This window comes from Pseudoclavibacter sp. JSM 162008, assembly GCF_041366455.1.
Lineage (GTDB): Bacteria > Actinomycetota > Actinomycetes > Actinomycetales > Microbacteriaceae > Pseudoclavibacter.
In genome coordinates this window covers 161,776-174,755 of the sequence record NZ_JBEWYX010000004.1, presented here as the reverse complement: position 1 = coordinate 174,755, position 12,980 = coordinate 161,776, and the positions used below count along the sequence as shown (strand labels likewise).

Genomic DNA, 12,980 nt, shown 5'->3' with positions numbered 1-12,980 from the left:
GCACCTATGCCTTCACGTAGGGTTTGCCCGCCGCGGCGGGGCCTCGGGACTGGCCGACGAAACCGGCCACGGCGAGGATCGTCACGATGTACGGGATCATCGCCATGAACTCGGGCGGGATGTTCGCCCCGACCTGGCTCACGAGGGTCTTGAGGTTCGAGGCGAAGCCGAACAGCAGCGCGGCGAGGGTCGCGTAGACCGGGTGCCAGCGGCCGAAGATGAGGGCGGCGAGGGCGATGTAGCCCTGGCCGCTCGTCATCTCCTGGCTGAACGAGCCGACGCTGCCGAGCGTGAAGAAGCTGCCGCCCGCGCCGGCGATGGCGCCGGAGAGCAGGACGTTCCAGAAACGCGTCTTGTTGACCTTGATGCCGACCGTGTCGGCCGCCTTCGGGTGCTCGCCGACGGCGCGGAGGCGCAGCCCCCAGCGGGTCTTGAAGAGCGCGAAGGTGAGGACGGGCACCGTGATGAACATCAGGTACACGATGAACGTGTTGTCGAACAGCAGCGGCCCGATCACGGGGATGTCGCTCAGCAGCGGGATCGCGAAGCGCGGGTACTTCTCGTTCTGCGCGATGGTGTTGAGGAACCCGCTGTCGCGCGTCATGACGCCCGAGTAGAGGAAGTTCGTCAGTCCGATCACGAGCATGTTGATGACGACACCGACGACGACCTGCTCGACCAGGTAGCGGATCGAGAAGACGGCGAGGATGAGCGAGACGAGCATGCCGGCGAGGATCGCGCCGAGGAGGCCGAGGAACGGGTTGCCCGTCATCGAGCCGATCAGCGCTGAGGTGAAGGCGCCGGCGAGGAGCTGGCCTTCGATGGCGATGTTCACGACGCCGACGCGCTCGGAGACGAGGCCCGCCATCGAGCCGAAGATGAGCGGGGTCGAGATCGCGAGCGTTCCCGTGAGCAGCCAGGTGAGCGGCACGTTGGCGTTCGCGCCGATGAAGACGATGAGCGCCCACACCCAGAGGATGCCGAAGACGACCATGACCCACATGGGCAGCTTCGCCCCTGCGGCCGTGCGGAGGAAGGCGACGACGGTGATGCCGGCGAGGATCACGCCGATCACGAGGTTCGTGACCATGGTCGGGAGGACCAGCGGGTCGAACTTGATGGGCACGCCGTCCGAGTTCAGGTCGATCGTGCTCGAGGCACCGGCAGGTGCGAGAAGCCCGAAGACCACGAGCACGAGTGCACTGAAGAAGGCGTACGCGATGGGGGCCTTCCAGCTGCGCGTCGTGCGGACCTCAGCCTTGGTGCTCGCGCCCACCGGGATCTGCTCCTCGGTGCTCGGCGTCACTGCGGTCATGCGTTCACCTCGTTCTTCGTGCCGTTGCTGCCCTTGCCTGTGCCGTCCTTCGTGCTCGACGGCCCGTCATCCTTCCCTTCCCTCGACGCGCGGATGCGGTCGAGCAGGCGGATGCCGGAGGGCTTCGGCAGGCGGAAGATCGCACGGATGAGCGGAGGTGCCGCGATGAAGAGCACGATGAGGCCCTGGATGACGGCGACGATGTCGATCGGGATGCCCTCGACGACCTGCATCGGGAAGGAGCCGGCCTTGAGCGCGCCGAAGAGGAGACCGGCGAGGATGATGCCGACGGGGTGGCCCGCACCGAGGAGCGCGACTGTGATGGCATCGAAGCCGATGCCCGCGTGGACGCCGGGGTCGTAGCCGGCGGTGGCGCGGCCGAGCACCTGCGTGGCGCCCGCGAGGCCGATGAACGCACCGGCGATGGCCATCGTGAGGAACGTGATGAAGGCGACATTGATGCCTGCAGTGCGAGCGGCACTCGGGTTGAGGCCGACGGCCCGCACCTTGAAGCCGATCGTCGTGCGCTCCATGATCCACCAGTAGACGAAGGCGGCGATGATCGCGAGGATGAAGCCCCAGTCGGCGGCGCCCACGAGATCGGGCAGCTGCGCCGACTCGACGATGGGCTTGGCCTTCGCGTTTCCGCCGGCGCCTTCCGCCTGGAAGACGGGGGTCTTGAGCAGGTACGTGAGGCCCCAGAACGCGATCCAGTTGAGCATGATCGTGACGATCACCTCGTGCGTTCCGGTCTGCGCCTTCAGCCAGCCGGCGATGCCGGCCCAGATCGAGCCGCCGACGATGCCGGCGAACGCTGCGACGAGCACGTGCACGACGAAGGGAAGCTGCAGGCTCGCGCCCACGAAGCCGGTGAAGAGCGCGGCGATGAGGATCTGGCCCTGACCACCGATGTTGAACAGGCCAGCGCGGAACGCGAACGCGACCCCGAGGCCGGCCGTGATGAGCGGCGTCGCCCACATGAGCGTGTTCGTCAGCGGAACGAATCCGTTGCGGGGCGAGTAGACCGCACCCTCCCACAGCGCGCGGAACGCACCGCCGATGACACCGCCCGCGGCGGCGAAGAGGTCCATCGGCCGGGAGAAGAAGTACCCGGTCGTCTCGAGCACATCGTCGCTCGTGAAGACGACGAGGAGCGAGCCGATGAGCAGCGCGAGGACGATCGCGAGGATGGAGCGCAGCGGCCCACCCCCGAGGATGTCGCGCCAGAGGCCGTGCCACGGCGACTGCTCGCTCGCGGTGACCGGCACCTGCGTGCCGGGTGGTGGCGGCGTCTCGGCCGTCACGTTCTGGAGCTGGCTCATACTTCGACCCCCGCCATCATCTGGCCGAGCACGTCGCGAGACGTCTCCGGTCCAACGATTCCCATGCTCTTGCCCTGGTACATGACCATGATCCGATCCGCCAATTGCACAACCTCGTCGAGCTCGGTCGACACGATGATGACCGGGATGCCCGAGTCGCGGACGCGCACGATCTGCTCGTGCACGAACTCGATCGATCCGACGTCGAGACCGCGCGTCGGCTGCGAGGCGATGAACATCCGCAGGTCCCGGCCGAGCTCGCGCGCGAGCACGACCTTCTGCTGGTTGCCGCCGGAGAGTCGGCCGACGGCCGTCTCGATGGAGGGCGCCCTGACGTCGAAGTCCTTGACGTTCTTCTCGGCGAAGGCCGTGATCTCCCGCAGGTTCAGCGCGATCCCGTTTGAGAACGGTGCGCGGTCGGCGCGGTCGAGCACGAGGTTCTCGGCGATCGTGAAGTCGCCGACGATGCCATCTTCCGTGCGGTCTTCCGGCACGAAGCCGAGCCCGGCATCCAGCGTCTTCTTGACCGTCTGCCCGATGAGCTCGCTGCCGTCGAGGCTGATCGAGCCGAGCGCCTTCTTGTGGAGGCCGAGGATGGCCTCCGTCAGCTCGGTCTGCCCGTTTCCCTGCACGCCGGCGATCACGAGGATCTCGCCCTCGCGGACCTCGAAGCTGAGGTCGTCGACCTGCTTGGCGCCGACCTCGTCGAAGACCGTCAGCTCGGAGACGACGAACGTCGTCTCCCCCAGCTTCGGAGCTTCCTTGTCGACGTCGAGGTCGACGGCGCGGCCGACCATCTTCGCCGCGAGCTCCTCGTTCGACTCGCTCGGGAGTGCCGTGCCGACGACCTTGCCGCGGCGGATGACGGTGATGCGGTCTGCGACCTTGCGGACCTCGCGCAGCTTGTGCGTGATGAAGACGATGGACGTGCCCGCTTTGCGCAGCTGGTCCATGATGACGATCAGCTCGTCGGTCTCCTGGGGCGTGAGCACGGCGGTGGGCTCATCCAGGACGAGGATCTTCGCGTCTCGCGAGAGCGCCTTGATGATCTCGACGCGCTGCTGCGCGCCGACGGGCAGGTGCTCGACCAGCGCATCCGGATCGATGTTGAAGCCGAACTGCGCTGAGAGGTCACGGACCTTCTGGCGGGCGCTGTCGATGTCGAGGACTCCGGCGCCGTTGGCCGGCTCGTGGCCGAGCATGAGGTTCTCCGCGACCGTGAAGACGGGGATGAGCATGAAGTGCTGGTGGACCATGCCGATGCCGGAGGCCATGGCGTCACCCGGCCCGGAGAAGTGCTGGACGGCGTCGTCCAGCAGGATCTCGCCCTCGTCGGCCTGGTACAGGCCGTAGAGCACGTTCATCAGGGTCGACTTGCCAGCACCGTTCTCGCCGAGGAGCGCATGGATCTCGCCCTCCTCGATGGTGAGGTTGATGTTGTCGTTGGCCGTGAAGGCACCAAATCGCTTGGTGATGCCTCGAAGCTCGAGTTTCATAGCGGTCCACTTCGCTGTGCGGTAGTGCGGGATACGGCCTGGTGGGCCGGTCGTGCTGGAGCCGGGGCGGCGGGTGGCCGCCACCGACTCGGATTGCATGCGTAGGCATGCTACGGGGCCGCCGCGAGTTGCGCGACGGCCCCGCATCCATGTTGTGCCTGGACGTCAGTCCAGATGCCGGAGGGTCAGACCTTTGGTGAGGAAGGCGACAGGTCCGGGTACTTGCCGTCGATGACTTCCTGCTTCAGGGCGTCGATCTCGTCGAGCGTGCCTTCGGGCAGCGAAGACTCGAAGGCGCCGAAGCCCGAGAGGCTGACACCCTCGTTCTCGAGGACGCCCGTGTAGGTCGTGCCGCCCTCGAAGGTGCCGTCGACGCTCTGGGAGATGGCGTCGAGAACGGTGACGTCGAGTCCCTTCATGATCGAGACGAGGATGATGTCCGCGTACTGCTCGTCAGCGATGGCGAGGTCGGAGTCGACGCCGAGGATGACAGCGTCCTGGCCGCCTTCGCGGATCGCTTCTGCTGCGCCCTGGTAGAGGGGGCCGCCGACGGGGAGGATGACGTCTGCGCCCTGGCTCAGGAAGCCGGTGGAGATCTCCTTGGCACGGGAGACGTTCGTGAAGTCATCGACGAACGAGCCCTGCTGCGAGTCGACGTCCCAGCCGATGACCTTGACGTCCTTGCCCTTGGCCTCGTTGAAGTGCTTGACGCCGTTGGCGAAGCCGTCCATGAAGATCGTGACGGTCGGGATGGCGGCGCCGCCGTAGGTGGCGACCGTGCCCGTCTTCGAGTACGCAGCTGCTGCGTAGCCCGCGAGGAACGCAGCCTGCGCTGTGTCGTAGTTGAGCTCGAGCACGTTCGGGATGCCGAGGCCTTCGACGTCGACGATCGCGAAGTCGACCTCTGGGTTCGCCTCGGCGGCGGCAGCCGTCGCGTCGGCCAGCTTGAAGCCGACGGGAACGATGATGTTGCAGCCCTGGTCGACCATGGTCGTCAGGTTGGCCGCGTAGTCGTCCGGTGTCGCCGACTCTGCCTCGAGCACGCTGACTCCGAGCTCGGACTCCGCGTTCTCGAGACCGGTGTGTGCGAGCTGGTTGAAGGAGCGGTCGTCGAACCCGCCCTCGTCAGACACCATGCACGCGGTGAAGTCGGATGCACCTTCAGCTGGCGCGTCGCCCGCGTCCGGAGCTGGGGCACAACCGGCGAGCACGAGGGCTGCGACGCCCATGGTGCCAATTGCAGCGAAGCGCTGCTTCGAAGAGATAGCCACTCTCGATCCTCCTGAGTTGGATGTCCGTCGCGCCGCAGAACGCGGAAGCCGACGAAGCTGGTGATTGCCCGAGCATAGCCGTAGCCCGGCGTCACAATACGGCCCAGATCGGAATCGAAACCCGACCGTTGCACAGTTACGAGTGTGTTTCCCGGCGCGTCGGGCGCCGATTCTCACGGGGCCGGAATCTTCCGGGCCGATCGGTCGGTGAGCGTGCTCGATCGGGTCGCAGATCCGCTCAGTTGGCGCCCGTCGGCGACGACGGCGACTCGACGACGATCTCGCCGGCCACGATCTTCGCCTTCAGATCCTCGACCTCGGCCTTCAGCTCGGCGGGGATCTTCGAGTCCCAGTCGTGGAAGGAGGAGAGCCCGACTCCGTCGTTCCCGAGCGTGCCGACGTTGTTGCCCGGCTCGAAGGTGCCATCGATGTCTGAGCCGATGACGCCGAGGATGGCCGGCTCCATCCGCTTCTCGACCGTCGTCACGAGCAGGGGGCGGTACTCCTCGCCGAGGAGCTCGTAGCCGTCGGAGTCGACCCAGATGATGCCGACGTCGCCCGCCCCGAGCGCTGCCGCAGCGGCGCCTTCACCGGCCTGGGCTGCGACGGGCATGATGATGTCTGCCCCCTGCGAGATGAGCCCCTGCGCCGTCGTCTGCGCCGCGTTCGTGTTGGTGAAGTCGTCCGTGAACGAGCCCTGCTGCGTCTTGGGATCCCAGCCGACGACACGCACCGACGCGCCCTTGGCGGTGTTGTACTGCTCGACGCCCGCCGCGAAGCCGTCCATGAACACGGTCACGGGTGGCTGGTTGCCGCCGCCGAAGGTGCCGACGACGCCCGTCTGGCTGACGCCCGCCGCGAGGTACCCGGCCAGGAACGCCGCTTGCGCGGTGTCGTGCACGATCGAGGCCACGTTCGGCCCCTCGACGACCTCGTCGACGATCGAGTACGTGATGTCCGGGTTCGCCTCGGCGGACGCCCTGGTCGCGTCGGCGAGCTCCCACCCGACCGTCACGATGTAGTCGCAGCCCTCGCCGACCATGGTCTCGAGGTTCGTCTCGTAGTCGGCCTGCGACTGCGAGACGGTCTCGCGCATCTCCACGCCGTACTCGTCCTGCGCCGCCTCGAGCGACTCGAAGACGGCCTGATTGAACGAGCGGTCCTGGATGTTGCCGCTGTTCGCGACCATGCACGCGAGGTAGTCGCTGCCAGCGGCAGCCGCATCCGTCGAGCCCGGGGCCTCCGGTGGAGCCTGGCAGGCGGTCAGGGCGAGGGTGGCGACGGCGAGGGCACCGAAGGCGCCTGGGATGCGAGAGCGAGACATGCCGGAAGAGTAGTGGGAGCCGCGCCCAGACCGCTACGCGCGTGCACGGATCGTTGTGACCGTGCACGCGCGCAGAGGAGAGGGAGGCGGACTACAGGACTTCCGGGCGCCTCGACTCCTTGATCTCGGCGACCAGCTGCTTCACCTTCTGCGCGTTGGCCGCGGTCGTGACGAGCAGCGCATCCGGCGTATCGACCACGACGATGTCCTTGATGCCGGCGATGGCGACGACTCGGTCTGTGTGGTTGACGATGAGCCCGGAGCCGTCGACGACGACGACGTTGCTCTCGTCGCCGTGCACCGTCACGCCGTTGCCGTTGGTGCTCTTGCGGAGTCGGCTCACCGCTGCGAAGTCACCCACGTCGTCCCACTGGAAGTAGCCGGGGATGACGGCGAGCTCACCGCGCGCGGCGGCCGGCTCGGCCACCGTGTAGTCGATGGCGATCTTCTCGAGACCGGGCCAGACGCGCGCCGTGACCTCGGCCTGCTGCTCGGTGCCCCAGGCATCGGCGATCTCGTTGATGCCCGCGGCCAGGACCGGGTTCGACTCGGCGAGCGCCTCCATGAGGCGGTCGACGCGCGCGAAGAACATGCCGGCGTTCCACAGGTACTCGCCAGACGCCAGGTAGCGGCGCGCGGTCGCCTCCTTGGGCTTCTCGACGAACGCGTCGACCTTGCGGGCGCTCGGTGCGGCTGGGATCTTGAGCGGCTTGCCCGCTCGGATGTAGCCGAATGCGGTCGACGGCTCGATGGGCTGGATGCCGATCGTCACGATGACGCCGGCGTCGGCAGCCTCGACGGCCTCGCGCACCGCAGCGGCAAAGCGGTCGGTTGCGCCGATGAGGTGGTCAGCGGCGAAGGAGCCGATGATGGCGTCTGGCACACGGCGCTGCAGGATCGCGGCGGCGAGGCCGATCGCCGCCGTCGATTCCCGCCCCTCGCTCTCGAGGACGATGTTCTCCTCGATGAGCTCGGGAAGCTGCGCGCGCACCTCCTTCGCGTGCGCCTCACCCGTCACGACGAGCAACCGGTCTTCAGCGCACAGCGGCGCGAGCCGGTCCCAGGTCGCCCTGAGCAGGGTCGAGCCGTTTCCGACGACGTCGTGGAGGAACTTCGGGGCTTCGGCCCGCGAGAGGGGCCAGAGTCGGGAACCGACGCCTCCCGCTGGGATCACGCCATAGAACCGATCGATCGCATCTGCCATGCGCAACACCATAGGGGAACACTGTCTCCTGCTGGTTTCGGCGTGACGATGCTGTGGATATGTCGTCGGGAACACGTCGCCAGGAGTTCACCTCGACGCCACGCTGGCCGCCTACGTTCGCGTCATGCGCATCGCGGTCGTCACCGAGAGCTTCCTCCCCACTGTCAACGGCGTGACGAACAGCGTGTGCAAGGTGCTCGACCACCTCGCACTGCGCGGTCATGAGGCGATGGTCATCACCCCGGCCGCCGGCTCGCCCAGCGAGTATCGCGGCTTTCGGGTCGTCGAGGTGCCAGCCCTCGACTACCGCCAGTTCCCGGTCGGCCTCCCCTCCCCAAGGGTGGACCGACTGCTCGCCGAGTTCGCGCCTGACATCGTGCACGCGGCGAGCCCCCTCTTTCTGGGATCGCAGGCGATCGCCGCCGCGAAGCGACGAGGCATCCCGAGCGTCGCCGTCTTCCAGACCGACGTCGCCGGGTACACGAAGCGCAACCGCCTGAGCGCCATGGAGGGCTTCGCCTGGTGGTTCATCCGCTGGCTGCACAACAACGCCGACCTGACGCTCGCGCCGTCGAGCGCGGCGCTCGGCGATCTGCGTCGCGCGAAGATCACCAACGCCACCCGCTGGGGTCGAGGGGTTGATCTCGAGACCTATCACCCGCGGAACAAGCACGAACAGGCCGTCCAGAACAGCCGCCGACGGCTTGGCGCCGAGTCGCGCACGATCATCGGCTACGTCGGCCGACTCGCGCCGGAGAAGCAGGTCGAGCGCCTCGCCTCCCTGCGCGACCTCGACGGGGTGCAGCTCGTCGTCGTGGGCGATGGGCCTTCCGAACCGAGCATCCGCAAGGCGCTCAAGGGCGTGCCCGTGCACTTCGCCGGCAGGCTCGGTGGCCGCGACCTGGCTCTGGCCTACGCCAGCTTCGACGTCTTCGTGCACACGGGAACGGAGGAGACGTTCGGCCAGACCATCCAGGAGGCGCACGCGAGCGGCCTCCCCGTCGTGGCGCCGTACGCCGGTGGGCCGATCGACCTCGTCGAGCACGGCGTCGATGGCTTCCACTTCGATCCGGACCGAGCGGGCGACCTCGACCTCAGGGGCATGCTCGAGCAGCTCGTCGATTCCCCGGGTCTTCGAGCACGCATGGGCGAGGCGGGCCGGCGGCGCGTGCTCTCCCGTTCGTGGACGAGCGTCTGCGACGAGCTCCTTGCGCACTACGCTTCCGTCATGACGGATGTGCGGCAGCCGAGCGTTCTGCCCCACGTCTGAAGGGCCAGGTCCCGCCCACGCGGCCTCGCACGAAGGAAGGTAAACCTTCCCAGCTGAAAAGCGCGGAAGGCGTAGTCTAGGCGGGTATCAACATGCCCAACGCAGTGTAGTTGGGGCCTGCCGCTCATCTTCACCTCCTCGGCGCAAGAGTCCTGAGCGGAGAACGCAACGCGACAGAAGGGCAATCCCGTGTCAGCCGTACAGACACCAGCTCCGGCGGGCTCGACAGCCCCGAAGAAGTCAGCGAAGAAGCCGCATCGCGGCGGCACGCTGTACCGGGGGAACGAGGGCATGTGGTCCTGGGTTCTCCACCGCATCACCGGCGTCTCCATCTTCTTCTTCCTGATCGTGCACGTGCTCGACACGTCGCTCGTGCGCGTCAGCCCTGAGGCTTACAACGCGGCCATCCACACCTACCAGACGCCCATCATGGGCATCGGCGAGGTCGGACTCGTGGCAGCCATCTGCTACCACGCGTTCAACGGCATCCGCATCATCCTCATCGACTTCCTGCCCGGCGGCGCGAAGTACCAGAAGCTCATGTTCTGGATCGTCATCGGCCTCTGCGTCGTCACGATGATCGGCTTCACGCCCCGCCACCTGATCAACGTGTTCAGCCACTAGGAGGGAGCTGCCATGACTATCGAAACCATCGAGTACCCGCGCTCGGCAGCTGCCGCCAAGAACAGCACGAACTGGGAGCGCATCGGATGGGCGTTCATGCGCGTCTCCGGCGTGCTGCTCGTCATCCTGATCTTCGGCCACCTGTTCACGAACCTCATGGTCGGGCAGGGCGTCGCAGCGATCGACTTCGCCTTCGTCGCCGGCAAGATGGCCGACCCGTTCTGGGTCGTCTGGGACACGCTCATGCTCGTCCTTGCGTTCATCCACGGTGCCAACGGCATGCGCACGATCATCAACGACTACGTGTCGAAGGCCAGCACGCGCCGCGCGCTGCAGGTCACGCTGTTCATCGTCACGACGGTGCTCATCGTCCTCGGCCTCCTGGTGATCTACACGTTCGACCCGTGCCCCGCCAACGGCGCCGCCGAGAACCTGCCGAGCTTCTGCCCGGCCTAGCCGCGGCGCTCGGCCACACGACTTCCACCACCTGAGAAAGAAGAGCCACAGACATATGGCAGAGAAGCTCGCTCCGACGCGCACCGTCGACGGCGTCCACTACCACCAGCACGAGATCGTCATCGTCGGCGCCGGTGGTGCAGGGATGCGCGCGGCCATCGAGGCCGCACAGGGCGCAGACACGGCTGTCGTCACGAAGCTCTACCCGACGCGCTCGCACACCGGTGCGGCCCAGGGCGGCATGGCTGCGGCCCTCGCGAACGTCGAGGACGACAACTGGGAGTGGCACACCTACGACACCGTCAAGGGCGGCGACTACATCGTCGACCAGGACTCTGCCGAGATCCTCGCGAAGGAAGCCATCGAGGCGGTCATCGACCTCGAGAACATGGGCCTGCCCTTCAACCGCACGCCAGAGGGCAAGATCGACCAGCGCCGCTTCGGTGGCCACACACGCGACCACGGCAAGGCGCCCGTCCGCCGGGCCTGCTACGCGGCCGACCGAACCGGTCACATGATCCTCCAGACGCTCTACCAGAACTGCGTCAAGCACAACGTGAAGTTCTTCAACGAGTTCTACGCGCTCGACATCGTCATGACCGAGGTCGACGGCCAGGAGGTCCCCGCGGCCATCGTCGCGCTCGAGCTCAAGACGGGCGAGCTGCACGTCTTCCAGGGCAAGGCCTTCATCTTCGCGACGGGCGGCTTCGGCAAGGTCTTCAAGACCACGTCCAACGCGCACACGCTCACGGGTGACGGCATGGGCATCGTCTGGCGCCGTGGCCTCCCGCTCGAGGACATGGAGTTCTACCAGTTCCACCCCACCGGTCTCGCTGGCCTCGGCATCCTCCTCACCGAGGGCGCACGCGGCGAGGGCGCGATCCTGCGCAACGCATCCGGTGAGCGCTTCATGGAGCGCTACGCGCCCACCATCAAGGACCTCGCACCCCGCGACATCGTCGCCCGCTCCATGGTGCAGGAAGTCCTCGACGGTCGCGGCGCCGGCCCGCACAAGGACTACGTCTACCTCGACTGCACCCACCTCGGTGCCGAGGTCCTCGAGACGAAGCTCCCCGACATCACCGAGTTCGCTCGCACGTACCTCGGCGTCGACCCCGTCACCGAGCCCGTGCCCGTGTACCCGACCGCGCACTACGCGATGGGCGGCATCCCCACGAACAACGCCGGCGAGGTGCTCTCCGACAACGAGACCGTCATCCCCGGCCTCTACGCGGCCGGCGAGTGCGCCTGCGTCTCGGTGCACGGCTCGAACCGCCTCGGCACCAACTCGCTGCTCGACATCAACGTCTTCGGCAAGCGAAGCGGCCGCAACGCCGTCGAGTACGTCAAGACCGCCGAGTTCGCTCCCCTGCCCGACGACGCCGCCGCGTTCGTGAAGAGCATGGTCGACGACCTCCAGGCATCCACCGGCACCGAGTCGGTCGCCGGCCTGCGTCGCGAGCTGCAGGAGACGATGGACAAGAACGCCCAGGTGTTCCGCACCTCGGAGACGCTGACCGAGGCGACCAAGGTCATCCACTCGCTGCGCGAGCGCTACACGCAGATCGCCGTCTTCGACAAGGGCAAGCGCTACAACACGGAGCTCCTCGAAGGCATCGAGCTCGGCTTCCTGCTCGACCTCGCCGAGGTGCTCGTCTACTGCGCCCTCAACCGCGAGGAAAGCCGTGGCGGCCACATGCGCGACGACTTCCCGAAGCGCGACGACGTCAACTGGATGCACCACACCATGGCGTACCTCACCGGCGACCGGAAGTCCCCCGACCCCGCCGACCACATCCGACTCGACAAGAAGCCCGTGCGCGTGACGCGCTACGAGCCGACCGAGCGCAAGTACTAGGAAGGGCTTCACAGAATGACTGCTGCAACAACTGAAGCACCCGAGGCGCCCATCGAGGCTCCCAAGCCGTTCACGGTGACGCTCAACGTCCGCCGCTACAGCCCCGAGACGGACACCGAGCCGTACTGGGAGGCGTTCGACGTCGAGATGTACCCGACCGACCGCATCCTCGACGCGCTGCACCGCATCAAGTGGGACCAGGACGGCTCGCTCGCGTTCCGTCGCTCCTGCGCGCACGGCATCTGCGGGTCCGATGCCATGCGCATCAACGGCCGCAACCGCCTCGCCTGCAAGACGCTCGTCAAGGACCTCGACATCTCGAAGCCCATCTACGTCGAGGCCATCAAGGGGCTCCCCCTCGAGAAGGACCTCATCGTCGACATGGAGCCGTTCTTCGAGGCGTACCGCGAGGTGCAGCCCTTCCTGAAGGCACAGGCTGAGCCCGAGAAGGGCAAGGAGCGCTTCCAGTCGATCGCCGACCGCGAGCGCTTCGACGACACCACCAAGTGCATCCTGTGCGCCGCGTGCACCACGTCGTGCCCCGTGTTCTGGACCGACGGCCAGTACTTCGGCCCCGCCGCGATCGTCAACGCGCACCGCTTCATCTTCGACTCCCGTGACGAGGACGCGAAGGTCCGCCTCGACATCCTCAACGACCGCGAGGGCGTCTGGCGCTGCCGCACGACCTTCAACTGCACCGAGGCCTGCCCCCGCGGCATCCAGGTGACGAAGGCCATCGCCGAGGTCAAGCAGGCCATGCTCAAGGGCCGCGTCTAACCGACGAGCATCCACACGCGAAGAGGGGCAGCCGAGTTCGGCTGCCCCTCTTCGCGTGTCGGC

Annotated in this window: 11 protein-coding genes; 5 read left to right on the top strand and 6 right to left on the bottom strand. The window is 67.0% G+C overall.

Going from position 1 to position 12,980, the window contains the following annotated elements:
* Positions 1 to 4: 4 nt before the first annotated feature.
* The 6 genes from ABVF28_RS05010 to ABVF28_RS04985 form a co-directional block, all read right to left on the bottom strand.
* Positions 5 to 1,315 (bottom strand): ABC transporter permease, encoded by a 1,311-nt coding sequence (locus tag ABVF28_RS05010; protein WP_104312839.1) that lies wholly within the window; start codon positions 1,313 to 1,315, stop codon positions 5 to 7.
* Positions 1,312 to 2,637, bottom strand: coding sequence for an ABC transporter permease (locus ABVF28_RS05005; RefSeq protein WP_371029691.1), 1,326 nt, complete (start codon positions 2,635 to 2,637; stop codon positions 1,312 to 1,314). The genes ABVF28_RS05010 and ABVF28_RS05005 overlap by 4 nt, the downstream gene beginning before the upstream one ends.
* Positions 2,634 to 4,133 carry an ABC transporter ATP-binding protein gene (locus ABVF28_RS05000; protein ID WP_371029741.1) on the bottom strand — a complete coding sequence of 500 codons (1,500 nt, stop codon included), beginning with the start codon at positions 4,131 to 4,133 and terminating at the stop codon, positions 2,634 to 2,636. Before ABVF28_RS05000 ends, ABVF28_RS05005 begins: the two co-directional genes overlap by 4 nt.
* A gap of 185 nt (positions 4,134 to 4,318) precedes the next feature.
* On the bottom strand, positions 4,319 to 5,404 hold the full coding sequence (locus ABVF28_RS04995) for a BMP family protein (RefSeq protein WP_371029690.1): 1,086 nt from the start codon (positions 5,402 to 5,404) through the stop codon (positions 4,319 to 4,321).
* A 238-nt stretch (positions 5,405 to 5,642) separates the two neighbouring features.
* The gene (locus ABVF28_RS04990) at positions 5,643 to 6,728 is read right to left on the bottom strand and encodes a BMP family protein (RefSeq protein ID WP_371029689.1); all 1,086 of its coding nucleotides are present in this window, start codon (positions 6,726 to 6,728) and stop codon (positions 5,643 to 5,645) included.
* A gap of 91 nt (positions 6,729 to 6,819) precedes the next feature.
* Positions 6,820 to 7,932, bottom strand: a complete 1,113-nt coding sequence (locus tag ABVF28_RS04985; RefSeq protein ID WP_104313027.1) for a mannose-1-phosphate guanylyltransferase — start codon at positions 7,930 to 7,932, stop codon at positions 6,820 to 6,822.
* Between the two features lie 124 nt (positions 7,933 to 8,056).
* On the opposite strand from ABVF28_RS04985, the gene ABVF28_RS04980 reads away from it, so the two are divergent.
* The 5 genes from ABVF28_RS04980 to ABVF28_RS04960 all read left to right on the top strand — a co-directional run bounded on the left by ABVF28_RS04980 (position 8,057) and on the right by ABVF28_RS04960 (position 12,917).
* Positions 8,057 to 9,202, top strand: a complete 1,146-nt coding sequence (locus ABVF28_RS04980; protein WP_371029688.1) for a glycosyltransferase family 4 protein — start codon at positions 8,057 to 8,059, stop codon at positions 9,200 to 9,202.
* Between the two features lie 291 nt (positions 9,203 to 9,493).
* Positions 9,494 to 9,826 (top strand): succinate dehydrogenase, cytochrome b556 subunit, encoded by a 333-nt coding sequence (gene sdhC / locus ABVF28_RS04975; RefSeq protein WP_104252310.1) that lies wholly within the window; start codon positions 9,494 to 9,496, stop codon positions 9,824 to 9,826.
* Positions 9,827 to 9,838: 12 nt separating this feature from the next.
* Complete coding sequence (gene sdhD / locus ABVF28_RS04970; RefSeq protein WP_179557903.1) at positions 9,839 to 10,282, top strand: succinate dehydrogenase, hydrophobic membrane anchor protein; 444 nt, start codon at positions 9,839 to 9,841, stop codon at positions 10,280 to 10,282.
* 55 nt (positions 10,283 to 10,337) lie between these two features.
* Entirely contained in the window at positions 10,338 to 12,140 is a 1,803-nt protein-coding gene (sdhA, locus tag ABVF28_RS04965; protein WP_104252203.1) for a succinate dehydrogenase flavoprotein subunit, read from the top strand.
* Between the two features lie 15 nt (positions 12,141 to 12,155).
* A complete protein-coding gene (locus ABVF28_RS04960; protein WP_104243064.1) occupies positions 12,156 to 12,917 on the top strand; it encodes a succinate dehydrogenase iron-sulfur subunit in 762 nt (253 codons plus the stop codon).
* Positions 12,918 to 12,980 lie beyond the last annotated feature (63 nt).